Source organism: Rhizobium sp. CF080, from assembly GCF_000282095.2.
Lineage (GTDB): Bacteria > Pseudomonadota > Alphaproteobacteria > Rhizobiales > Rhizobiaceae > Neorhizobium.
The window spans coordinates 221005-244231 of sequence record NZ_AKKC02000009.1 but is presented as its reverse complement, the minus strand read 5'-3'; the positions used below and the strand labels follow the sequence as shown (position 1 = coordinate 244231).

Below are 23227 nucleotides of genomic sequence, written 5' to 3'. Positions count from 1 at the left end.
ATTGAAATCGGAGCCCTTGCAAGGGGCTCCGTAAACCTCAGCGCGAATGCTGGGGAGTGAAACGGCAGAGGATTTAATCGTGAGAAAATACACAGAAGAGATATTCCAACTCACCGAGAAGGTCGCGCGACAGGAGCGCGTCCTTGATGCGGTGCACCGGTTCGAAAAAGAAGGCGGCCGGTACCGTATGTCGATCCACGTCGACCACGGTGACTACACCATGAAGGATGCCATCGAGGCCCTGGCGCGGGAGCACTTCCCGGGCGAGACGCTCCTGAAAGGCCTCGCCAAATGGGCCCTCGACGACCTCCAGGCTGCCAAGGAGCAGCTGCAGGCCGCAGTCATGGCCGATGCTCTGGCAGTGGAGGTGAGGCCATGAAATTGCGCGTGGTTGACTTCGAAACTACCGGGACGCCGGAAGATCGCCAAAGAGGAAAGGCCGTGGGCATTGTCGAGGCCGCGTTTTGCGACGTCGATGAGGCAGGGATCGTTTCCCGCCCGACGACCATGCTCGTCAATCCCGGAATCGCCATCCCGCCCGAAGCTCGGGCAGTTCATCATATCAGCGATGACATGGTCGCCGGCGCGATCGACCCTGGCAAGGCTTGCATGATCCTGATGGACGGCATGGAGCCCGGCGACATCTTCTGCGCTCACCATGCAGAGTTCGAGCGGTCGTTCTTTGCCGGCGGGGCCTTCCCCTGGATTTGCACAATGAAGTGCGCCAAGCACTTGTGGCCTGACGCGCCCAGCTTTTCCAACCAAGCCCTCCGGTACTACCTCAACCTCGAGGAAGACTTTGCGCGGTCCGAGCTGACGCTCCCCCCGCACCGTGCCGGTCCAGACTGCTACGTAACGGCGCACATACTCGCGCGGCAGATGCTGATGAAGCATCCGCAAAAACTGATCGAGCTAACCGGCGCTCCGGTTCTGCAGCTCACCGTCAGGTTCGGCCAAAACTACGGGAAAACGTGGGAGGAGATGGACTTCGGCTTTCTCGATTGGTGCGTCAACAAGGCGGCACACATCGATGCGGAGGCCAAGCACACCGCCCGTCACTGGCTCAACCAATCGCGCGGCTTGGCCGGCACACCGTTCGCTTGAGGAGGCGATTATGCAACAGCAATTTCGCAAAGGTGACCTGGTCCTGGTGCCAGGTGTCGTGAAGTACGATCAGTCAAAGCCAGAAAGTGTCTATGTCGACGTGCAATACCAAGGCTTTGCGGTCACTGCCGACGAGCTCAAGCTGGTCCGCCCATTCTTCGCGGTTGGCGATGAGGCCTGGCGCCCCGCTGGCATCGACGGGAAGGAACTCGAGAAGGTCACGGTGCTCGCGGTCCACGACGAAATGGTGTGGGTTCGCGACGAGAGCGGCAGCTTCGCCTCCCTCAAGGCGGTTCACCTGACCCGCAAGCTGAAGCCGCTCGAGCCCGAACAGGGCAAAGCCACCGAAACCCCTGTTGTGGAGGCGTAATCATGGAGGCGCGCTATAAGACGATTACTATCCACCTCTCCGATGAAGACCAGACCTACGTGGTCGAGTCACGCGTCACCGGACGGCACATCTTGGAGGGTAACGAAGAGGGCGTGGTCTGCCACATGGTTGACCCGAGCAAGGCGGAGACCATCGCCAACCTCCTCAATAATTACCAGAACGGAGGCGGGCGGCTCTGAGACGGATGCGAGAGAAGGTAAAGCGCAAAGCGATACCGGACCGCGTCAAACTCATAGCTGCCCTCCGAAGGTTCGGACTGAGCGTCGCTGACGTTCAGTTCGACCACAACCCGGCACTCGCGCTCCGGCCCATCAATCCACATACAGGTGACACGGTCCCACCAGCCAACGACCCGGACCACATCGATATGCTGCTTCTCGCCGAGCACAAGGAAAAGACCTTTGGGCGCGGCGGGGAGAAACGGATCACTACCGCAGACGGCGACGTCGGCAAAATCGCAAAAATGCACCGAGTCTCTGACTCAGAGGAGAACTTCCGACGCCGCTTGTTGGCGAAGGACCAGGGCGAAGAGCCGCCACCACGCAAGAGCAAGTGGCCCTCCCGTCCCTTCCAACCCCGCAAATATGCGAAACCCGGAGAACCGAAATGAAATCTCAAACTGAGGAACTGACCCTGTTCCGCGTCCACTACGACGGCGGCGGGCACATCGACATCGAAGCCAAAGACCCGAACGAGGCCCGGGACATTTTCAAGCAGCGCTACCCGCGCATCATCATCGACAAGGTGAAGCGCCTGAAGGGCGGTGCAGCATGACCGGCACCGCTGCATTGTCCGCCATGGCATGGGTTTCGACCTACGATCTGCTGTCGAAGATCGACCCGTTCCTTTTCGCCTTCAGCAAACACAAATCCGACTACGACGAAGCCACTGAAGAATGGCGCTCGATCGGCGGCCGCGGTCTCTTAGCGGTTACCATGGGCGATCCATTGCGGCCGCGTTTGAGGAAGGCGGCAGAGATCAGAACGATGTGCGAGGCAGCCGTCGACCACAAGGTGCTGATCAGCTCGGTGGATCTTCAGGTCATCCAGAACCTCGACCCCGCTGACATCGACATCGCCATCAGACGGGTGCGGAGCCAAAACGATCTCACGAAAAAGCTGAGGGAGACTGAGGAGGCGATCACCGTCCCTGTCAGGCGCTTCCGGCCAGCGTTCCTCGTCTCAATTGGTCTGTGGGCAGCAATCGCGCTCGTAGCCTACGGCATCTGGAGGATTTTCGCATGACCACAATGAAGGTCGACGCCCGCATCATCCCCTACTCCGGCATCGTGGGTGGTGGCCTGCTGCTGCTCGACGCCCAAGGCCGAGCACAATTTCAGATCGCGCTGATGGGTACCACCAACGGTATCTCGAAAGAACAGACCCACGCGATCGCCCGCCGGCTCGCCGAGCTCATCAATCAGCACGGCCTCGAGGTGCCAATAAAATGACATTAGAGCCAAGGACGGCATCACCAATATTGAAGGCGCTCTTCACAGAGATGGGCGCCCGCAAGATCAGCCTCAAGGCCATGGCCTTCCGCATCAATCGCCATTTCAACGCCGTTCGCCACTGGCGCCACGGCTACCGCAGCCCAAGCATCATGGACGTCGAGGAGATGGCGAACGAGCTCGGATACCGTTTGGTCCTGGAGCCAATCGAGAAGGGGAAAAAGAAATGACCGAACGCTACTGCGCCAACGGCCACCTAATGGTCATCCTCGGCGGCGCCAACTGCGGATGCTATCCGGACGCGGCCTGTTCAATCCCGGTCTACAGCTGCAGGGAGTGTGGAGATTCGGACTACGGCGACAACGACCACGCGAAGCTGCACAGGGAGATGTGCAAGGACGCTCGTGAGTGCAACAGCCACGGCTTCGATTACGCCAGCCTCCCTCCGCTGCACCTGACCAAGGCGGAGTTCGAAGCCTTACCCGAATACAGCGCCACTCTTCCGACCGGCACGACAGGCGGGAAGCGGTGGCGCCGGCAGGATGGAGCCTATGACCGGCGGTGCGAAAAGCCAACCTGGATCGTCGGGGAATTTGAGGCAAAAGATTTCGGTGACCAGAAGAACATCCGAATCAACTGGTTCGTCCCCGTCCTGAAAATGGACGCACCACTCACAGGAGTCTGACATGCTTTTTGCTCTTCTCGTACTCGGCGCTGTCTTCGCTTTCGTCTTGCATAGGGCGTTCCCGAACCTTGGCGGGATCAAGGGCGGCGCCATTGTCTTCACCGTCGTCTTCCTCGGCCTCGTGCTACTGATCTATGCGGGGGCGCCATGACCCAATGGAGTCCTCAACAGAATGAAGCCCTCTCGCTTGCCGGCGCTTGGCTGCGCATGCGTTACAAGCCCACCTTCTACCTGTCCGGTTACGCCGGTACCGGCAAGACCACCCTCGCCATGCATCTCGCCGAGCACGTCGACGGTAGGGTCGCCTTCGCGGCTTACACCGGCAAGGCCGCCAGCGTCATGCGGCAGAAGGGGTGCAAAGGCGCCCGCACCATTCACTCGCTGATCTACAAGACCGAAATCCACCCGGTCACCGGCGATTTGGAAACCACCCTCCGAGAACCGGATGCGCTCGACAAGTTCAAGCTGATCGTCATCGACGAGTGCTCCATGGTAGACGAGGAAGTTGGCAAGGCACTTCTCTCGTTCGGGAAGCCCGTCATCGTCCTTGGAGACCCGGGGCAACTCCCGCCGGTCAAGGGCGGCGGCTACTTCACCGAGCAGAAGCCGGATTACCTCCTCACGGAGGTGCACCGCCAGGCCGCCGAAAGCCCGATCGTCTGGCTCGCCACACAGATCCGCGAGGGCAGGTTCCGCGGTGAGCACATGAACACCGACGGGCTGATCGTCACCGACAGGCAGCACCTTGACCCTCAACTGGTCACCGGCGCGAACATAGTGCTGGTCGGGCGCAACAGCACGCGGCAGGCCTACAACAAGCGCCTACGCATGCGTGCCGGCAAGGAAGATCCCCTGCCGATGAAGGGCGAGCCGCTGATCTGCCTCCGCAACGACAAGGACAAGAAGATCTCCAACGGAGAAATCTTCGAAGTCGTGAGCCGCCGCGCGCTCAAGAAGTCGGTGAGCCTGTCGATCATGTCGGACGACCCTGACCGAATGAAAGACCCCATCAAGGTAGCCGTCCGCAAGGAGTTCTTCGACGACGATGTGGAGGCGCAGAAGATCCCCTTCAAGGAGCTGCGCGACACCCAGCAATTCACATACGGCTACGCGATCACCTGCCACAAATCGCAGGGCTCGCAATGGCAGAACGTGTGCGTGTTCGACGAGAGCAGCGCATTCCGAGAAGACCGCGATCGCTGGCTCTACACGGCGGCGACCCGGGCGGCTGAACATCTAACCCTGGTGATCTGACATGGAACCTACCGCTTACCCGCTCACCTGGCCGCACAACATCCCGCGGACCAAGAACAAGACCGCCTCGAAATTCAAGACTGGCTTGCCAGGCGCTCTGAAGAACGTGCGGTCGTCATTGCACCTGTTCGCCGCTGACTCCGGCAGAAAAGTCGAGAACATCACGATCTCTTCGAACGTCACACTCGGCGAGGATCGGCCGTCCGACACTGGCGTTGCTGTCTGGTTCACATGGGATGGGATGTCAGTCTGCATCGCCGTCGATCGCTATCCGAAGGTCGAGGACAATGTCCAGGCGATCTATCACATCATCGACGGCCGGCGGACGGAACTCCGCCATGGAGGCCTGCACATCGTGCGTGCCACCTTCACCGGTCTGCTGGCTCTGCCGGCACCGACCAAGAAGAACTGGCGCGAGGTGCTTGGACTCGAGGGATCGAACGGCGTCCCCTCGGCCGATGCTATCGAGCAAGCCTACAAGGAGTTGGCTCGCAAAGCTCACCCTGACGCCGGCGGCAGTGCCGAGGCAATGGCCGAACTCAACGTTGCCAGGGACGAGGCGCTGAAGGAGCTGCGCGCCTGATGCCCTACGCCTGCGAATGGACTCCGACAATGCGGCTGGTTGACAGCGACGGCTACCCGACCGGCAGTTACATCATTCAGTTTGTTGTCGGTAAGGCTGCCGTGGGCAGCGTCTTCTGGTCGATCGACGGAACCTATTACCCGACCACGCAGCTCCGACGCTTCGGCGCCATCGGGGATCTCGAATACGCCAAGGGCCTCGTGGAAACATGGGGCCTTTACGATGCTCTCACCTACCCGACAGTCGGCAACGCCTGACCGTCACCCCCTCCAATTATGGAAACCTTTGAGATGATCGACCGACCAAAACCTACGCCGTCTCGCCCCACGCATTCCGGGGTAACGTCTCCCCTTAAGGAGCGAGATCCGCTGATGGAGCTGATCAAAATTCTCGCACGCCATCAGGCTGAGCTTGACGCCTCCTCCCTCAGGCCCTCCAATATGTATGAAAAACATCGTTAAGTGAGTACGAAATGAACCGCGCAATCATTTACGCCCGTTATTCCACCGACCTCCAGAACGACAGATCGGTTGAGGACCAGATCAGGCTTTGCCAAGCCTATGCCGAACGATCTGGGTTCGAGCTCGTAGGTGAATATTCTGATCGGGCAAAATCAGGGGCCTCGATGTTCGGCCGTCCCGGGCTGGCTCACCTCATGCAGGCGGCAGAGCGGAACGAATTCGACATCGTCATTTCGGAAGCGCCCGACCGTATATCGCGCGACATCGCCGATCTCGCCCATGTCCACAAAACGCTGAAGTTCCGCGGTGTGGCAATCAACTGCGTGAATGGCGGCTTGTTGGACACCGTCCAGGTGGGTATGTACGGCGTTATCGGGCAGATGCAGCGGGAGGAAGGAGCAAAGAAGACGAAGCGCGGCATGCTCGGCGTGATCCGCGAGGGGCGCAATGCCGGCGGCAAATCATACGGCTATGAACCTGTTCCCGGTGAGCCGGGGGAATTAAGGATCGTTGAGGCCGAAGCAGAAGTAATCCGCCGAGTGTTCGATCTCTATGTGGCCCGCGTGAGCCCGCGAGCAATCGCTTCGATCCTGAATCACGACAACATCCCCGCCCCCCGCGGTCGGCAGTGGAACGCTTCGACTATCAACGGCAATGAGAAGCGAGGCCACGGCATCCTGCGCAATCCGCTCTATGTGGGCAAGCGGGTCTGGAACCGCGTGCGGATGGTGAAAGACCCTGCGACGGGCCGACGGGTCTCCAGGGAAAACGACGTCAACGAATATGAATATTCGGAAGCCCCTCATTTGCGGGTCGTTTCCGACGAGATCTATGAGGCGGCAAGGGCTCGCAAGGAAGCAGTTGGCGGTCCGCGCGGCAAGTACATGCCTCGGGCCAAGCGAATGCTAACAGGCCTATTGCGCTGTGCATCGTGCGGTGGGGCATTGACCACGACTAGCACCGACAAGTCGGGCCCGCGCATCATGTGCAGTCGGTACCGGGAGTCCGGCGACTGCGCGAACAGCGGTCGTTATTACCTCCAGAAAATCGAAGACGACGTTGTCGACCGGCTCCGGAGCATATTTTCAGACACCAAATATATCGACGGTTTCTTGACTGAATATGAGGCCCACAGCCGCCGCAAGGCAGCCGAATGGCGCGGCACTCGCGCGACGCTGGAGACTGCCTTGACTGACGTGCAAGACCGCATCACCGCTATCGTCGACCAAATTTCGCGCGGCCTAATTGAAGATGACGACGTTGCGGCCATCATGCCGAAGCTGCGGAAGGAACGCGACCGGATCAAAGCGGAACTTGCAACCACGGAGCCGACCACCAATGTCCTGTATCTGAAGCCGCTCGCCATAGATCGGTTCCGCTACGTGATCCAAAACCTCACAGAGCTCCTACAGAATAAGCTGGGCGAACTTCCTCATGAAGCAGGCACGATGATCAGAGAGATTGTCACCAGCATTACAGTGCATCCGAGAAGACCCGGAGCCGATTATAAATACGAAATCAGGGGAAAATTGTCCTCAATAGCCGGACCTGAGTTGTCGGCTGTTGAGGTGGTAGCGGGAGGCAGAATTGAACTGCCGACCTCAGGGTTATGAATCCTGCGCTCTCACCAACTGAGCTACCCCGCCACAGGGACTGCGGAAGTTCCGGCATCCCCGGTTCCGCTTTGGTCGTGCGGCTTATAAGTCCCCCGTCACCAAAGTGTCAAGCAGGGTTTGGGCAAAAACCGGCGGCAATTTCGTGCCGCGTGGCTGGCGCCGGTCTCAGGCGGCAACCGGTGTCGACAGCAGGGTCTTCAGAGCGGTTTCTGCCTCGGCTGCCCGTTCCGAACGTTCGATGAAACCGCCGCCATAAACCCGCGCATCCGCACCTTCGGCGGAGTAGAGCACGCAGGCCTGACCCGGTGCCACGCCCGCCTCTCCGATTGCCAAATCGACATAGACGCCGTGATCGTCGCAGTGGAGGGTGGCCGGTGTCGGCGGGCGCGTCGAGCGCACCTTGGCAAAACAGGCGAAACCACCCTTCGCATCCTCGCCGAGAGCACCGTCGCCGATCCAGTTGACGTCGCGCAGATAGACGCGGTGCGTATCGAGCGCTTCCTTCGGTCCGACGATCACCCGGCGCGAGCGGGCATCGAGATAAACGACGTAGAGCGGCTCGCCGGTGGCGATGCCGATACCGCGGCGCTGACCGATCGTATAATGCACGATCCCCTCGTGGCGGCCGAGCACGCGCCCGTCCATATGCACGATATCACCGGCGAGCGCCGCGTTCGGCTTCACCTTGGCGATGATGTCGGCATACTTGCCCTGCGGCACGAAACAGATGTCCTGACTGTCTGCCTTCTTGGCGACCACCAGGCCCATTTCCTCGGCGAGATCGCGCACCTGCGCCTTCGACATGCCGCCGAGCGGGAAACGCAGGTAGTCGATCTGCTCCTGGGTCGTCGCAAACAGGAACCAGCTCTGGTCGCGATCGCTGTCGATCGGGCGGAACAGCGCGCGGCGGTTCGGATTGCCCGGCGACGGATTGGCGGAAGAACGGATATAGTGGCCGGTCGCCAGCGCATCGGCGCCGAGCTCTCGTGCCGTCGCCAGAAGATCGGCGAACTTGACCGTCTGGTTGCAGGCAACGCAGGGGACCGGCGTTTCGCCCATCGCATAGGCTTCGGCGAAGGGATTGATCACCGTCTCGCGGAACCGCTTTTCGTAATCGAGCACGTAATGGGGGATTCCGAGCGTTTCGGAGACACGCCGGGCATCGTCGATATCCTGGCCGGCGCAGCACGAACCGGCGCGGTGCACGGCCGCGCCATGATCGTAAAGCTGCAGCGTGATGCCGAGCACGTCATAGCCCTGGCGTTTGAGCAGACCGGCGACGACGGAGGAATCCACTCCCCCCGACATGGCAACGACAACACGTGTGTCTTCCGGCCTCTTGTCAAAATCCAGCGTATTCACGGGTAACTCTCTCGGTCTCTCAAGCCGCCGGTCCATGATGGGAGGGCAGCATGTTCGGGGCCTGCGGCGGGATCGGCCGTCGGAGGCAATTGTTGTGGGATATAGAAAGGATTTGTGGCCCGCGCAAGGAGAAGCGCAAATCGTAGGCGCGGCTTAGGAAAGAACGGTCGAGGCCTCACGCCGCACCGATTGCGGGTAAGCGACCTGATACAAGTCCAACGCCCGTGCAACATGCGCGACATGGACAAGGATGGGGAGATGGGGAGATCGGAATTCAGGACTGCAGCGTCCCGTGCCGTACGGCCTTCCCGGCAGCCGTCCTGACGGCGCTGGCGGTGCCTTCCGCCCGCACCCGAGGCAGGCTTGCCGAATATTCACGCTGGATGAAGTCGATGATCTTTTCGCGGACCTCGCATCTCAGATCGAAGGTCCTTGGTGCGTTGGAGGCCGAGACGAGGATGCGGATCTCCATGACGTTTTCCCTGAAATCCGTCACCTGCACGGCCACCACACGCCTGTCCCAGAGCTTTGACGTTGCAGCAATCTCCTCGACCTTGCGACGGACCGCATTCACCGGAACCGAATAGTCGAGATAGATCATCACCGTGCCGATCAGCTCCGAACTGTCGCGCGTCCAGTTCTGAAACGGGGTCTCGATGAAATAGCTGAGCGGCAGGATCATCCGCCGCCAGTCCCACAATTTCACCACCACATAGGTGGAGGTGATCTCCTCGACATTGCCCCACTCACCCTCGACGATCAGCGCGTCGTCGATGCGGATCGGCTGGGTGATCGCAAGCTGGATGCCGGCAAAGATGTTCTTCAGCACCGGCTGCAGCGCAAGGCCGAGCACGATGCCGGCGACCCCGGCCGATGCGAGCAGGCTGACCCCGTATTGCTGCACGGCGGGGAAGGTCATCAGCGTCGCTGCAATGGTGATCGCCACAATCATGAAGCTGGCGATCCGCTCGGCGATCCGCGATTGAGTGACATGCGTGCGGGCGAGCAGATTGTCTTCCGTATCGAGCTTGAAGCGGCGCAGATAGACGATCATCCACACATGCAGGGCGATCTTCGCCATCCAGCCGACGACAATGATGAAGCCGAGCAGCAGCAGATGCCGTATCACCTCCGCCTGATCGCTGCTGAGCGGCGCGATCGTCGCACCGAGCGACAGCGTCCAGGTGAGGATCGCCAGCCGCATCGGCCGCCGCGTACGCGACACCAGCGACCGCCAGAACAGGTCCCTGCTCTCGACCAGCCGCGTCAGAAAACGAAATCCGAAGCGCTGGATGGCAAGGCCGAGCAGAAATGCGACGGCCATTACACCGCAGCTGACCAGCCAGTCCGGCAGCCAGGCCCTGTCATTCCGGAATTCCTGAATGAAGCGTTCCATCCCCATCAGCTAGGGTGCGATGCAGCATCGAAAAGAGCGGCCGCAAAAATTTCATGATTTGGGAGCCTTCATGGCGTGGGGTGATTTGTAGCAACAGGGCGATCGGGACGGAAAGACTATGCAATTCGATCTCATGCGCTTTGTCGACGCGCAGGCGCCTGTCTATGCGCGCGTCATCGGCGAGCTGCGCGACGGCAAAAAGCGCTCCCACTGGATGTGGTACGTCTTCCCCCAGGTCGGGGGCCTCGGTTTTTCAATCATGTCCCAGCGTTTCGCAATCGGCTCGAGGGCGGAGGCGACAGCCTATCTGGAACATCCCCTGCTTGGGCCCCGGCTCATCGAATGCACCGACGCGATGCTCTCCCATCCGGGCCTTTCGGCGCACGCTATCCTCGGTTCGCCCGACGACATGAAATTCAAGAGCTCGATGACGCTGTTCGAGGCGGTCAGCGAAAAGGGCTCGCCTTTCGAGCGAGCCCTTGAACAGTTCTTTGACGGCGAGCGCGACGAAAAGACCGTTGCGCTGCTTCGAAGTTAAGCGGCCGCCTGGATCGCCGAAAGCTGCCAGTCGTTGGCGGGCTTGCGCACGAAGGTCCAGACTTCGACGGTTTCGGTCACCGCGTTCGGATCGCCTTCGGCGACTGCGCCGGTATTGCGGTCCTTCATGTAGTCGATGCTCGAGTAGCGCATCGCGACGGTCGCATAGTCCTGGCCGTTTTCGCGCCAGGCTTCCGCAAGGTCGCCCTGGAGCAGCTTGACGTCCTTCACCTCGTTCTTGACGCCATTTGTAGCGTTCTCGCCGAGCTCTTCCGCCAGATAGGACATCGCCTCCGGCGTCGTGAGGCTGCGCAGCTTGGCATAGTCCTCTTCGCCATAGGCCGACTGAACGTTGGTCAACAGCTTCTCGAACTGGTCGAGGTCGCGATTGGTGATGCCGATCTCGTCCGTCTCCGGCCCGGCCTGGCGCGGAGCCGCATTATGGCCGCCACCGAAGCCGCCTTGAGCACCGCCGCCGCCCAGCGACCCAATCTTCGGGATCTGGAAGGACGAGGTGTTCTGGCTCGGCGCGTTATAGGCGTTGCGCGGCTGGCCAAAACCGGTGTTCATCCCGCCTGCCGGACCGCCGGCCGTCTGCTGACGGCGGGCGAACCAACGAAACGCCAGCATGGCGAGACCACCGATCAGGGCGATCTGCAGCAGCATGCCGAGCATGCCGGCCATGCCACCGAAACCGGTGCCCATGAACATACCGATCAGGCCGCCAAGGGCGAGACCGCCAAGCAGGCCGCCAAACATGCCACCGAACAGGCCGCGACGAGGCTGTGCCGCCTGCTGGCCAAGGCCGTTCTGCGGCGTCGTGGCGTTCTGCTGCGTATTGGGCGTCATCGTCCGGTTGATGCCGGTCGGCGCCGTGGGGGCGGTGTTGGTGGTCGCCGGAGCCGAGAATGTGCGCGTTCCGCGGCTGCCGAAACCACCGCTGGCGCGGCGCGCCTCAGCCATGTCCACGGCGGTCAAGGAAACCGCCATTCCGATCGCCAGGATCGCGAACAGGTTCTTGAAACGCCGAAGGTTCGATAACATCGTTTTCTCCTCATAGACCGCTCAAGCGCGGTATTCCCGATTTATATAGAGAGGCGGCCATCCGAATTTTAGGCCCATCCTCCATTTTTCCCGTCGAAGTAGATAACGGAGTTTCAAACGGGAGCCAAGCATCAAAAATACAACCAAAAGCATACATTCCGGATATCAGCCTGCGATATCCAGGCGCGGGGTCTCTGCTTCAAAAGATGCCCCCGCAGACCGGATTGCGCCGCGTGCAGAATGCCACTACCCTCTTGCTAGGCACACAAACGCAAAGGAGGTTGCCTATGTCACCGCGGGACGCCTGATCCGGCACTATCGAGACTTCTGCCTTTCAAAGGGCATCGACTTCACATGCATTCAATCCGTAAGGCCGCATGACGCCACCACGCTCTTCTGCAGCGCTGGCATGCAGCAGTACAAACCCCTCTTCTCCGATCCCTCCCACAGAGGAACCGTCGCAAACAGCCAGGCATGCCTGCGTCTGGGCGACCTAGACGAAATCGGAGACGGAACCCACTTCCTTCACTTCACCATGCTCGGCCTCTTCTCCTTCCGGGAGATGAGCGTTGGCGGTGCCATCGATTTCTGGCTCGAGTTCTTGCGAACGGTCGGTCTCACGCCGGATCATGTCACCATTCATCCGGACCGCCTCACCGACTGGACGCCGCTTTACCGCGAGCGCATTCCGATCGTCCCGGATCCGGAATGCACCTGGAGCGATGGCAGCATCACCGGATACAGTACCGAGTTCTACAAGGACGGGGTGGAGATCGGAAACATCGTCAATCCGCTCGGAACCTGCATCGATGTCGGCTTTGGCGCCGACCGTCTCGACATGCTCATCAACGGCACGCCGCCGGAGGATGCGCTCGAAACGCTCGGCAGTGCGATCATGAAGATCATCGAAAGCGGCTACCCTCCGGGAAACAAGGAGCAGGGTTACGTCCTGCGCAAACTGCTCCGCCGCCTGCATCGGATGGGCGGCACGCTCGACCATCCTTTCTTCATCGGGGAGGTCCAGCGCCAGGAACGGCTTCGGGCAAAATACCTGCGCCTGCGGGAAAGGCATCCCGGCATGAGCCCCGAATGGTGGTTCGATACGCATGGCATCGAGCTTTCCGACATGCAGGACATGCCGGACGGATAAAATGACGAAGGCCTCCGGCTGTTTTCGCCGGAGGCCTTCGTCTTGTTCGGAAAACCCTCACCACCACAAGGGGCGTAAGCAGCTTCGATGATTGTTACTCGACGTTGAACGCCAGCGGCTTGGCCTGGCGGATCGCCGGGTTGGCGGTCAGTTTCGCCAGCACGTCAGCCGGAACCGGACCATCGACATAAAGGAGAGCGATCGCGTCGCCGCCTTCCTGGTCGCGGCCGAGATGGAAGTTGGCGATGTTGACGCCGGCATTGCCGAGCGTCGTGCCGATGAAGCCGATCATGCCCGGCACGTCGGTATTGGCGATATAGACCATGTTGGTGCCGACATCCGCATCGAGGTTGATGCCCTTGATCTGGATGAAGCGCGGCTTGCCGTCCGAGAAGACCGTGCCGGCAACCGAGCGGGTCCTGGTGTCAGTGGTCACCGTCAGCTTGATGTAGCCATCGAAGACGCCCGACTTGTCGCGCTTGGCTTCGGACAGGATGATGCCCTTTTCCTTGATCATGATCGGCGCCGAAACCATGTTGACGTCGGAGACCTGGCTGCGGATCAGGCCGGCGAGCAGTGCGCTCGTCAGCGCCTTGGTGTTCATCGAGGCGGTCGAGCCGTCATAGAGGATCTCGATTTCCTTGATCGCATCCTCGGTGACCTGGCCGACGAAGGCGCCGAGCACGTCGGCAAGCCTGATGAACGGCTTCAGGCGCGGCGCTTCTTCCGCCGTGATCGACGGCATGTTGATGGCGTTGGAGACGGCGCCCTTGACCAGGTAATCCGACATCTGTTCGGCGACCTGCAGCGCTACGTTTTCCTGCGCTTCGGTGGTCGATGCGCCGAGATGCGGGGTGCAGACGACGTTTTCGAGGCCGAACAGCGGGCTTTCGGTGGCGGGTTCGACTTCGAACACGTCGAAGCCGGCGCCGGCGACATGGCCGGACTTGATGGCTTCGGCAAGTGCTGCCTCATCGACGAGGCCGCCGCGGGCGCAGTTGATGATGCGCACGCCGGGCTTGGTCTTGGCAAGGGCTTCCTTGCCGAGGATGCCACGGGTCTTGTCGGTCATCGGCACGTGCAGGGTGATGAAATCGGCCTGGGCCAGCAGCTCGTCGAGCTCGACCTTGGTGACGCCCATTTCCTCGGCGCGCTCGGCCGACAGGAAGGGGTCATAGGCAAGAACGTGCATGCCGATGCCGATCGCCTTCTTGCAGACGATGCCGCCGATATTGCCGGCGCCGATGACGCCGAGGATCTTGCCGGTGATCTCGACGCCCATGAAGCGCGACTTTTCCCACTTGCCGGCCTGGGTCGAGGCGTCGGCCGCCGGAAGCTGGCGGGCGACGGCGAACATCAGGGCGATCGCATGCTCGGCTGTCGTAATCGAGTTGCCGAACGGCGTGTTCATAACGATGATGCCGCGGCGCGAGGCGGCCGGGATATCGACATTGTCGACGCCGATGCCGGCGCGGCCGATGACCTTAAGGTTGGTCGCAGCCGCGATCAGCTTTTCGGTCGCCTTGGTGGCGGAGCGGATCGCAAGGCCGTCATAGTTGCCGATGATTTCGGCAAGCTTTTCCTTGTCCTTGCCGAGCTTCGGCTGGAAATCGACTTCGACGCCGCGATCGCGAAAGATCTGGACGGCGGTTTCCGACAATTCGTCGGATACGAGAACGCGAGGTGCCATCAGTGGGCCTCCTGAAAAAGTTTCTGTCGTGAATGAGGAAATGGGCTCCGCTTCGTCAGCGGAGCCGATACGCGACTTGCTTTAAGCGGCGGCCTTGGAAAGCGCAGCCTTCTGCGTTTCGAAAGCATAGGTCAGCCAGGGCATCAGAGCCTTCATGTCGGCCGCGTCGATCGTGGCGCCCGCCCAGATGCGAAGGCCGGACGGCGCGTCGCGATAGGCACCGATGTCGAGAGCGACGCCTTCCTTTTCGAGGATGGACACCATGCCCTTGGCAAAGGCTTCCTGCGCGTCGGAATCGAGAGCGGCGACATCAGCGTCGGCGATCTTCAGGCAGACCGAGGTGTTGGAGCGCGTCGCCGGGTCGACGGCAAGGTTGTCGATCCAGGCGTTGGCGGCCACGAAATCGTGGATGACCTTGGCATTGGCATCGGCGCGGGCAATCAGGCCTTCAAGGCTGCCGACCGACTTCGCCCAGTTAAGCGCATCGATATAGTCCTCGACGCAAAGCATCGACGGCGTGTTGATCGTCTCGCCGACGAAGATGCCTTCGATCAGCTTGCCGCCCGAGGTGAGGCGGAAGATTTTCGGCAGCGGCCAGGCCGGAACGTAGGTCTGCAGTCGCTCGACAGCGCGGGGGCTGAGGATCAGCATGCCGTGACCGCCCTCGCCGCCCAGAACCTTCTGCCAGGAGAAGGTGACGACGTCGAGCTTGGCAAAGTCCATGTCCTGCGCGAAAGCCGCCGAAGTGGCGTCGCAGATGGTCAGGCCCTTGCGGTCTGCCGGGATGAAATCGGCGTTGGGCACGCGCACGCCCGAGGTCGTGCCGTTCCAGGTGAAGACCACGTCGCGGTCGAAATCGACCGTGGAAAGGTCCGGAAGCAGGCCGTATCCGGCTTCGATCTTGCGGACGTCCTTCAGCTTCAGCTGCTTGACGACGTCGGTGACCCAGCCGGCGCCAAAGCTTTCCCAGGACAGCATGTCGACGCCGCGCTCGCCGAGCAGCGACCAGAGCGCCATTTCGACGGCGCCGGTATCGGAAGCCGGCACGATGCCGATGCGGTAGTCCGCCGGCACGTTCAGAATTTCACGGGTGAGGTCGATGGCCTGCTTGAGCTTTGCCTTGCCGATCTTGGCGCGGTGCGAACGACCGAGCGGAGCATCGGAAAGCGCTTCGAGCGACCAACCGGGGCGCTTCGAGCAAGGGCCAGAAGAAAAGTGGGTGTTGTTCGGACGCAGGTCCGGCTTCGCGGCGTTTGCCATATGGCTATCCTTCCAGATAGATGGCCTCTCGTTGGGGAGAGGTGTCCCGCCGCCGTGGATATGCCTCTCCGTCTTCACAGTCAAGCGGGTGATGTCGCCAACGGATAAATTTCTGCCGCAGCTTTGCCACGCGAAACGCAAAAAGCCGCCCGGAGGCGGCTTTCGCTTGGAGATGGATAGATCTTACTTGTAGACGATCGGCTGCGGCGGGGGCTCGTAAGCCGGCGGCGTGTCGCAGCCGCCGAAGATGTAGCGGGCGCCGACGCGCGCTTCATGCGAATAGAAACCCTTGTCCTTGCCCGGGCCGCCGCCCGATGCCAGACCGAACATGTCGCCGCCTGTGACATGGCGGAAGCGATAGCCGACATCGGCCTTGACGTTGCAGGTGATGTCGATCGAAGCGCCAGCCATCAGCGCATAGGTGAAGCGCCAGCTCTTTTCGCCACCATGGCTCACTTCCGGGTCGCAACCGGCGCCGCTGTCGGCGCACGAGGTGTTGCGCAGGTTAGACCACTTGACGTAGGTGCCGCCGATACCGCCACCGACATAAGGGGTGAAGTAGCCATAGGTGCCGAGATCGACGTACGCGTTGGCCAGCAGCGAATAGGCGTGCATCGAGGCAAGGTCGGTCGAGGTACACGCGGCGGCGACACCGCAACTGCCGGAGGTCGAGCCACGGAACTTGCTGTTGAACATGTAGTCGAGGGTGACGTCGGTGCGCAGGTAGCTGTTGATCTGGTAACCGACACCGCCGCCGAGCGTGAAGGCGTCGCGAAGATCGGAACGACCGAATTCCGCAAGCGCCACGCCGGGGGCTCCGGTGCCCTGGTAGAATTCGGTGCCGCGCGACTTCTTGAAGGAATAACCAACGTCACCGCGAAGGTACCAGCCGGTCGCCTCCTGGACGGTCACTTCCGGCGCATCCTGATAGGGCTCCGGCTGCGGCTGGTAAAGATCGGCGGAATTGGCGGCGCTCACCGTCAGTGTCAGCGCAAACGCGCTGGCCAGCAACTTTCTCATGGGTTCATCTCCAAAGCTCGTATCGCGTATGGCGTGCAAAGCGCGCAGCCAACGGGTTGATCCGCCGTGGATGATGATCGACAAAGGTTAAGTCTCGCTTAACCATGCTTATTTACCGCGCGTTTTCCTAAACCGGCAGGAAATTCTACAAGCAACGGTATATCCGCAGACCTGCACAAGGGCGCCCGCTCCGCAGAGGCGAGGGATTTCCATCCGTCCGCCGACCAGGCGGGGCCGCCATATCCACGACAGCCTCAGACTATTGACCGCCATACTTCAGTAGAAAAAGGTAATTTAAGCTTAGATAAACAATTAAGGCTTTATCAACTATAGATGGCTATTTTTAGCATATTCCGAACTGGGAATTACGGGGGAATCGATAAAGCCGAACGACTGGAGGAGTACAACCAAAGCTTTAGAGCATTCTGAGCTTGTGGTTTAGACTAGAGATACAGTTCAATCCGGCAATATCTTGTCCATCGAGCAAACAACTACCATCGACGATTGCAGCGATGGAATTGTCCAAATGCCCCGCCGGAGAAGATTGACCGCCTATAGCTGCGCGTGGCGCCGCGAAAGAAAGAACTGTCCATGAGCAAACTCATAACATTCGGCATCGCATTCCGACTGGCTGTCGGGTTCGGCTTCTTACTTCTCCTGATGATCGGCCTGACTTTCTATTCCATCGGCCAGGTCGAGACGATCGACAACAACCTCGCGACCGTGAATGACGTCAACAGCGTCAAGCAGCGCTTTGCCATCAACTATCGCGGCAGCGTGCACGACCGGGCGATCGCCATCCGCGACGTGACGCTTGTCACCTCCGAGGCCGAGCGCAAGGAAGCGGAAGCGCTGATCGCCAAGCTGGCGGCCTCCTATGCGGAAAACGAGAAACGCATGGCGGAAATGGTCGGCTCCCCTGCCGGCGCAACGGATCGGGAAAAGACGATATTGGCGGAAATCGCCGACATTCAGTCCAAGACCAATCCGCTGGTCGCCCAGATCATTTCGCTGCAGGTAAAAGGCGATGGCGAGGCGGCTCGCAAGGTCCTGCTGGAACAGGCCCGTCCGCTCTTCGTTTCCTGGCTCGGCGCGATCAACAAGTTCATCGATTATCAGGAAGCGCTCAACAAATCGATCGGTGGCGATGTCCGCGACGCGGCGAGCGGCTTTAGAGAGCTTGCGCTGATCGGCCTCGGCATAGCCGCCCTGCTATCGATCATTGCCGCCTTCCTGACGGCCCGCTCGATCATTGGACCGCTCTCCAAGCTGCAGCAGTCGCTGAAAGCCATGGCTGCGGGCAGCCTCGAAGGCGACCGCACGATCGAGGCGCGCGGCGACGAGATCGGCATGCTCGCCCGCGCCGTGGCCGCCCTGAGGGATGCCATCTCCGTCAAGGCGGAGCGCGAAGCGGATGCCGAGGCGAAGCGGTCCGTGGGAGAACGCCACAGGATGGAACAGGAAGCGACCGAGCGTAGCGCGCTTGCCGAACAGACGGGCCAGGCTGTCCGCCAGCTCGCCGACGCCCTGCAGGCCCTGGCGAACGGCGATCTGACCCGGCAGATCAACACACCGTTCATTCCCTCGCTTGATCAGTTGAGGGTGGACTTCAACGCCGCGGTGGCGAAACTTCGCGAAGCGATGCAGAAGGTCGCCGAAAATGCGAGTGCAATCGCCGCCGGCGCCCAGGAAATCCGCTCAGCCTCCGACGACCTCGCCAAACGCACCGAACAGCAGGCGGCTTCCGTCGAAGAAACTGCCGCGGCCCTGGAAGAGATCACCACGACGGTTTCCGACTCCAGCCACCGGGCTCAGGAGGCCGGCAACCTCGTGCGCATGACCAAGGAGAATGCCGAGCGTTCCGGCCGGGTCGTCCGTGATGCCGTCGCAGCGATGGGCAAGATCGACTCGTCCGCCGTCGAGATCGGCAACATCATCGGCGTCATCGACGAGATCGCCTTCCAGACAAACCTGCTGGCGCTGAATGCCGGCGTCGAGGCAGCCCGTGCCGGCGAGGCCGGCAAGGGTTTCGCGGTGGTGGCGCAGGAAGTGCGGGAACTCGCCCAGCGTTCCGCCAAGGCGGCAAAAGAGATCAAGGAACTGATCCACACCTCCAACGACCATGTGAAGAGCGGCGTGGCTCTGGTCGGGGAAACCGGCAAGGCCCTCGAAGAGATCGTCGTCCAGGTCCAGCAGGTGAATGGCAATGTCGAGGCCATCGTGGATGCCTCGAAGGAACAGGCCACCGGTCTCAAGGAGATCAATACGTCGGTCAACACGATGGATCAGGGTACGCAGCAGAATGCGGCCATGGTCGAGGAAGCAACGGCGGCGGCGCACAATCTTGCCCGGGAAGCGGAAGAACTCTTCCAGCTTCTGTCGCAATTCCATATCGGCGGCGCAGCTGTAGCGGCAACCTCCTCGCATCGGGCCTCGCCCGCACTCGCATCCGGCGGCCACCGCCCGACGGAATCGCCGGCCCGCAAAATGGTCGCGAAAGTCGCGCAGTCATTCCAGGGCAATGCCGCTGCCGTAAAGCAGGATTGGGAAGAGTTCTAAAGGCTGCAAGAACGGGAATTTTCGGGCATCCGGAACTGTCCGCAACGATAAAGGCCACCCGCGAAAACCGCGGGTGGCCTTTTCATTGAGACCATGTCCTCAGGCCGCGTTGCGGACGTTGGCGATGACGCCGACGAGGCCGTCGACGATGCGTTCGATCTGTCCGCGATCGTCGCCTTCCGCCATCACCCGGATCAACGGCTCGGTGCCGGACGGGCGGATGACCAGGCGGCCCTTGGCGGCGAGCTCGGCTTCCGCGTCGGCGATAGCCTGGCGGACGATCACGTCCTCCAGCGGCTTGCCGCCCTGGAAGCGGACATTTTTCAGAAGCTGCGGCACGGGATCGAAACGGCGGCAGACCTCGCTGATCGGTCGGCCGAGGCGCTTCGCCCGCGCCAAAACCTGCAGGCCCGCGACGAGGCCGTCGCCGGTCGTGCCGAAATCGGAAAGCACGATATGGCCGGACTGCTCGCCGCCGACGTTGAAATCGTTATTGCGCATGTGCTCGACGACATAACGGTCACCGACCTTGGTGCGGGCCAGATCGAGACCCTTGGCATTAAGGAAACGTTCAAGGCCGAGATTGGACATCACGGTCGCAACGATACCGCCGCCCTTGAGCTTCCGGTCCTCGGCCCAGCTCTCCGCGATGACAGCCATCAGCTGGTCGCCATCGACGATCTCGCCGCGCTCGTCGACGATGATCACCCGGTCGGCGTCACCATCGAGTGCGATGCCGATATCAGCGCGCACTTCATGCACCTTCTTCTGCAGCGCTTCCGGGCTGGTCGAGCCACAGTCGAGATTGATGTTGGTACCGTTGGGCTCGTTGCCGATCGTCACCACCTCGGCGCCGAGTTCCCACAGCGCCAACGGAGCCACCTTGTAGGCCGCGCCATTGGCGCAATCGATCGCGACGCGCAGGCCATGCAGCGTGACGTCGCGCGGCAGCGTGCGCTTCACATGTTCGATATAGCGGTAAATGTCGCCCTCGACGCGCTTGGCCCGGCCGATATCGCCGGATTTGGCGAGCTGCGAATGCAGGTCGCTGTCGAGCAGGTCCTCGATGCGCATTTCGAGCTCGTCGGAAAGCTTATAGCCGTCCGGGCCGAACAGCTTGATGCCATTGTCCTCGTAAGGATTGTGCGAGGCGGAGATCATCACGCCGACATCGGCACGCAGCGAGCGGGTGAGCATGGCGACGGCTGGCGTCGGGATCGGCCCGAGGAGGAAGACGTCGAGACCGGCGGCGGTGAAACCTGCCACCATGGCGTTTTCCAGCATGTAGCCGGAGAGGCGCGTATCCTTGCCGATCACCACCCGGTGGCGATGATTGCCGTTGCGAAAGATCGTGCCGACGGCGATGCCGACGCGCATCGCCAGATCCGGCGTCATCGGATGGATGTTGGACTGTCCGCGAATGCCATCGGTGCCAAAATAGCGGCGTGTCATATAAGCTCCTTCGTCATCGCGCCTGAACGTCGCGGCCTAAGCCAGGGAATCGAACCCCGCTCCATGTTAGACGGCAAAACCGGCCTGAAGCTTGGCTCATGCCATAGATTAACGGCACAAGCACATAAATTAGCGTCAAAATCGATTATATCCCGTTACTCATAAATAAACCCTTCCAAGCAAAAGCCGCCGCGGATCGCTCCACGGCGGCTTTCAAATTGAGTGAGGAAGGTTCAATGCGGCTGGGGTTCGAGACCGCTTTCCGGCTCGCCGCCCTTCGGCTCGTCCTTCTTCGAACCGGCGCTCGGCACGGCCGAACCACGGGCCGGAGGTGCATCGTCGCCGAGATCGCGCGACGGCTTCTGGCCCTTGATCAAGGCCTTGATCTCTTCGCCCGACAGCGTCTCGTATTCGAGCAGGCCTTCGGCGATCGCCACGAACTCGTCGTGCTTGGTCGTGAGAATCTCACGCGCCTGGGTATAGGCCTCGTCGATCAGACGGCGCACTTCGTTGTCGATCTTCTGCGCGGTTGCTTCCGAAACGTTCTTCGACTGCGAGACCGAGTGACCAAGGAAGACCTCCTGCTGGTTCTCGCCGTAGGCGACCTGGCCAAGTTCGTCGGAGAAGCCCCACTGGGTGACCATGGCGCGGGCAAGCTTGGTGGCCTGCTCGATATCCGAGGACGCGCCGGAGGTGATGTTCTCCTTGCCGAAGGTGAGCTCTTCCGCGATGCGGCCGCCCATCATGATGCAGAGGCGCGACACCATCCACTTGTAGCTCATCGAATAGCGGTCGCCTTCCGGCAGCTGCATGACCATGCCGAGTGCACGGCCGCGGGGAATGATCGTCGCCTTGTGCAGCGGATCGGCGACGGCGACATGCAGCGCGGTGATGGCGTGACCGGCTTCGTGATAGGCGGTGAGCTTCTTTTCCGCTTCGGTCATCGCCGACGAGCGGCGCTCGGCGCCCATCATGATCTTGTCCTTGGCGTCTTCGAACTCGCTCATGGTGACCATGCGCTTGTTGCGGCGCGCGGCCATCAGGGCGGCTTCGTTGACGAGGTTCATGAGGTCGGCACCGGAGAAGCCGGGCGTACCGCGGGCGAGAACCTTGAGATCGACATTCGGAGCCAGCGGCACGTTGCGGGCGTGAACCTTGAGAATGCGCTCGCGGCCGACGATATCCGGGTTCGGCACGACGACCTGACGGTCGAAACGGCCTGGACGCAGCAGCGCCGGGTCGAGAACGTCCGGACGGTTGGTCGCGGCGATCAGGATGATGCCTTCATTGGCTTCGAAACCGTCCATCTCGACGAGGAGCTGGTTGAGGGTCTGTTCGCGTTCGTCGTTGCCGCCGCCAAGACCGGCGCCACGATGACGGCCGACCGCGTCGATTTCGTCGATGAAGATGATGCAGGGCGCATTCTTCTTCGCCTGCTCGAACATGTCGCGCACGCGGCTTGCACCGACGCCGACGAACATTTCGACGAAGTCGGAACCGGAAATGGTGAAGAAGGGCACGTTCGCTTCACCGGCAATCGCACGGGCAAGCAGCGTCTTACCGGTACCCGGAGGGCCGACAAGCAGCACGCCGCGCGGGATACGGCCGCCGAGCCGCTGAAACTTCTGCGGATCGCGCAGGAATTCGACGATTTCTTCGAGATCCTGCTTGGCTTCGTCGACGCCGGCGACGTCTTCAAACGTCACGCGGCCATGCGCTTCGGTGAGAAGCTTGGCCTTGGACTTGCCGAAGCCCATCGCGCCACGCGACCCGCCCTGCATCTGCCGCATGAAGAACAGCCAGACGCCGAGGATGAGCAGCATCGGCAGCAGCGTGCCGAGATAGCTGAGGAACCCCGAGGATCCGTCCGTTTCCGGGCGTGCGACGATGGTGACGTTCTTGGCCTGCAGCCGATCCATCAACGAATCGTCGATGACGGGCGAATAGGTCTGAAACCCCGAGCCGTTTTCATTGTAGGTGCCGAGCACCCGATTGCCCGTGACGACGACATCCCGCACTCGCCCCGAATCCACATCCCGCAGGAACTGCGAATATGGGACCTCACGCGAGCTGGTCTGCGACGGCGCCGTCTGGAACATGCTGAACAATGCGACCAGCAGGAGGGCTATGATGACCCAGAGGGCGATATTACGAAAGTTTGGGTTCATTGAACTCCCCGGACTGCGACGGCCAGCTTCTTGAGGCGGCCGCCT

The 23227-nt window shown here is 61.2% G+C and carries 26 protein-coding genes and 1 tRNA gene; 18 read left to right on the top strand and 9 right to left on the bottom strand.

Features of this window, described 5'->3' with window-relative positions; genetic code table 11:
* Positions 1-79: 79 nt before the first annotated feature.
* The 15 genes from PMI07_RS21435 (at position 80) to PMI07_RS34425 (ending at position 7541) form a co-directional block, all read left to right on the top strand.
* A complete protein-coding gene (locus PMI07_RS21435) occupies positions 80-379 on the top strand; it encodes a hypothetical protein (RefSeq protein ID WP_007758546.1) in 300 nt (99 codons plus the stop codon).
* Entirely contained in the window at positions 376-1104 is a 729-nt protein-coding gene (locus PMI07_RS21430) for an exonuclease domain-containing protein (RefSeq protein WP_007758545.1), read from the top strand. Before PMI07_RS21435 ends, PMI07_RS21430 begins: the two co-directional genes overlap by 4 nt.
* 10 nt (positions 1105-1114) lie before the next feature.
* Positions 1115-1474 carry a hypothetical protein gene (locus tag PMI07_RS21425; protein ID WP_007758544.1) on the top strand — a complete coding sequence of 120 codons (360 nt, stop codon included), beginning with the start codon at positions 1115-1117 and terminating at the stop codon, positions 1472-1474.
* Between the two features lie 2 nt (positions 1475-1476).
* Positions 1477-1674, top strand: a complete 198-nt coding sequence (locus PMI07_RS21420; protein ID WP_007758543.1) for a hypothetical protein — start codon at positions 1477-1479, stop codon at positions 1672-1674.
* Between the two features lie 5 nt (positions 1675-1679).
* Positions 1680-2105 carry a hypothetical protein gene (locus PMI07_RS21415; RefSeq protein WP_024164014.1) on the top strand — a complete coding sequence of 142 codons (426 nt, stop codon included), beginning with the start codon at positions 1680-1682 and terminating at the stop codon, positions 2103-2105.
* Positions 2102-2269: a hypothetical protein gene (locus PMI07_RS35030; protein ID WP_007758541.1), complete on the top strand. Its 168-nt coding sequence runs from the start codon at positions 2102-2104 to the stop codon at positions 2267-2269. The genes PMI07_RS21415 and PMI07_RS35030 overlap by 4 nt, the downstream gene beginning before the upstream one ends.
* The gene (locus PMI07_RS21410) at positions 2266-2739 is read left to right on the top strand and encodes a hypothetical protein (RefSeq protein WP_007758540.1); all 474 of its coding nucleotides are present in this window, start codon (positions 2266-2268) and stop codon (positions 2737-2739) included. Before PMI07_RS35030 ends, PMI07_RS21410 begins: the two co-directional genes overlap by 4 nt.
* A complete protein-coding gene (locus PMI07_RS21405) occupies positions 2736-2945 on the top strand; it encodes a hypothetical protein (RefSeq protein WP_007758536.1) in 210 nt (69 codons plus the stop codon). Before PMI07_RS21410 ends, PMI07_RS21405 begins: the two co-directional genes overlap by 4 nt.
* 29 nt (positions 2946-2974) lie before the next feature.
* Positions 2975-3175 carry a hypothetical protein gene (locus PMI07_RS21400; RefSeq protein WP_155956597.1) on the top strand — a complete coding sequence of 67 codons (201 nt, stop codon included), beginning with the start codon at positions 2975-2977 and terminating at the stop codon, positions 3173-3175.
* Positions 3172-3630 (top strand): hypothetical protein, encoded by a 459-nt coding sequence (locus tag PMI07_RS21395; RefSeq protein ID WP_007758533.1) that lies wholly within the window; start codon positions 3172-3174, stop codon positions 3628-3630. The genes PMI07_RS21400 and PMI07_RS21395 overlap by 4 nt, the downstream gene beginning before the upstream one ends.
* A 1-nt stretch (position 3631) precedes the next feature.
* Positions 3632-3781, top strand: a complete 150-nt coding sequence (locus PMI07_RS35025; protein ID WP_007758526.1) for a hypothetical protein — start codon at positions 3632-3634, stop codon at positions 3779-3781.
* Entirely contained in the window at positions 3778-4884 is a 1107-nt protein-coding gene (locus PMI07_RS21390) for an ATP-dependent RecD-like DNA helicase (protein WP_007758523.1), read from the top strand. The genes PMI07_RS35025 and PMI07_RS21390 overlap by 4 nt, the downstream gene beginning before the upstream one ends.
* Before the next feature lies 1 nt (position 4885).
* Entirely contained in the window at positions 4886-5467 is a 582-nt protein-coding gene (locus PMI07_RS21385; RefSeq protein ID WP_007758521.1) for a J domain-containing protein, read from the top strand.
* Positions 5467-5724 carry a hypothetical protein gene (locus PMI07_RS21380; RefSeq protein WP_007758519.1) on the top strand — a complete coding sequence of 86 codons (258 nt, stop codon included), beginning with the start codon at positions 5467-5469 and terminating at the stop codon, positions 5722-5724. The genes PMI07_RS21385 and PMI07_RS21380 overlap by 1 nt, the downstream gene beginning before the upstream one ends.
* A gap of 215 nt (positions 5725-5939) precedes the next feature.
* The gene (locus PMI07_RS34425) at positions 5940-7541 is read left to right on the top strand and encodes a recombinase family protein (RefSeq protein ID WP_024164013.1); all 1602 of its coding nucleotides are present in this window, start codon (positions 5940-5942) and stop codon (positions 7539-7541) included.
* On the opposite strand, the gene PMI07_RS21370 is transcribed toward PMI07_RS34425, so the two are convergent.
* From PMI07_RS21370 to PMI07_RS21360, 3 genes are all read right to left on the bottom strand, one after another.
* Positions 7498-7574, bottom strand: a tRNA-Met gene (locus PMI07_RS21370). The genes PMI07_RS34425 and PMI07_RS21370 overlap by 44 nt on opposite strands.
* A gap of 135 nt (positions 7575-7709) precedes the next feature.
* Positions 7710-8906, bottom strand: a complete 1197-nt coding sequence (gene mnmA / locus PMI07_RS21365; protein WP_007758515.1) for a tRNA 2-thiouridine(34) synthase MnmA — start codon at positions 8904-8906, stop codon at positions 7710-7712.
* Between the two features lie 274 nt (positions 8907-9180).
* The gene (locus tag PMI07_RS21360) at positions 9181-10302 is read right to left on the bottom strand and encodes a mechanosensitive ion channel family protein (RefSeq protein WP_155956596.1); all 1122 of its coding nucleotides are present in this window, start codon (positions 10300-10302) and stop codon (positions 9181-9183) included.
* Positions 10303-10420: 118 nt separating this feature from the next.
* Here PMI07_RS21360 and PMI07_RS21355 point away from each other — a divergent pair, with 118 nt between their 5' ends.
* A complete protein-coding gene (locus tag PMI07_RS21355; RefSeq protein WP_007758512.1) occupies positions 10421-10840 on the top strand; it encodes a DUF1810 domain-containing protein in 420 nt (139 codons plus the stop codon).
* On the opposite strand, the gene PMI07_RS21350 is transcribed toward PMI07_RS21355, so the two are convergent.
* Positions 10837-11883: a Tim44 domain-containing protein gene (locus PMI07_RS21350; protein WP_007758511.1), complete on the bottom strand. Its 1047-nt coding sequence runs from the start codon at positions 11881-11883 to the stop codon at positions 10837-10839. The genes PMI07_RS21355 and PMI07_RS21350 overlap by 4 nt on opposite strands.
* Positions 11884-12106: 223 nt before the next feature.
* Here PMI07_RS21350 and PMI07_RS21345 point away from each other — a divergent pair, with 223 nt between their 5' ends.
* Positions 12107-13033: an alanine--tRNA ligase-related protein gene (locus tag PMI07_RS21345; RefSeq protein ID WP_155956595.1), complete on the top strand. Its 927-nt coding sequence runs from the start codon at positions 12107-12109 to the stop codon at positions 13031-13033.
* Positions 13034-13127: 94 nt separating this feature from the next.
* Here PMI07_RS21345 and serA read toward each other — a convergent pair whose 3' ends face one another.
* From serA to PMI07_RS21330, 3 genes are all read right to left on the bottom strand, one after another.
* A complete protein-coding gene (gene serA / locus PMI07_RS21340; RefSeq protein WP_007758507.1) occupies positions 13128-14723 on the bottom strand; it encodes a phosphoglycerate dehydrogenase in 1596 nt (531 codons plus the stop codon).
* An 81-nt stretch (positions 14724-14804) separates the two neighbouring features.
* Positions 14805-15983, bottom strand: a complete 1179-nt coding sequence (locus PMI07_RS21335) for a phosphoserine transaminase (RefSeq protein WP_007758502.1) — start codon at positions 15981-15983, stop codon at positions 14805-14807.
* Between the two features lie 183 nt (positions 15984-16166).
* Positions 16167-17003, bottom strand: a complete 837-nt coding sequence (locus tag PMI07_RS21330) for an outer membrane protein (RefSeq protein ID WP_007758495.1) — start codon at positions 17001-17003, stop codon at positions 16167-16169.
* Between the two features lie 591 nt (positions 17004-17594).
* Here PMI07_RS21330 and PMI07_RS21325 point away from each other — a divergent pair.
* Positions 17595-19562, top strand: coding sequence for a methyl-accepting chemotaxis protein (locus PMI07_RS21325; RefSeq protein ID WP_007758493.1), 1968 nt, complete (start codon positions 17595-17597; stop codon positions 19560-19562).
* A 99-nt stretch (positions 19563-19661) separates the two neighbouring features.
* On the opposite strand, the gene glmM is transcribed toward PMI07_RS21325, so the two are convergent.
* Together glmM and ftsH are read right to left on the bottom strand one after the other, a co-directional pair.
* Entirely contained in the window at positions 19662-21014 is a 1353-nt protein-coding gene (gene glmM / locus PMI07_RS21320) for a phosphoglucosamine mutase (RefSeq protein ID WP_007758491.1), read from the bottom strand.
* A 233-nt stretch (positions 21015-21247) separates the two neighbouring features.
* A complete protein-coding gene (gene ftsH / locus PMI07_RS21315; protein ID WP_007758490.1) occupies positions 21248-23182 on the bottom strand; it encodes an ATP-dependent zinc metalloprotease FtsH in 1935 nt (644 codons plus the stop codon).
* Between the last annotated feature and the right edge of the window lie 45 nt (positions 23183-23227).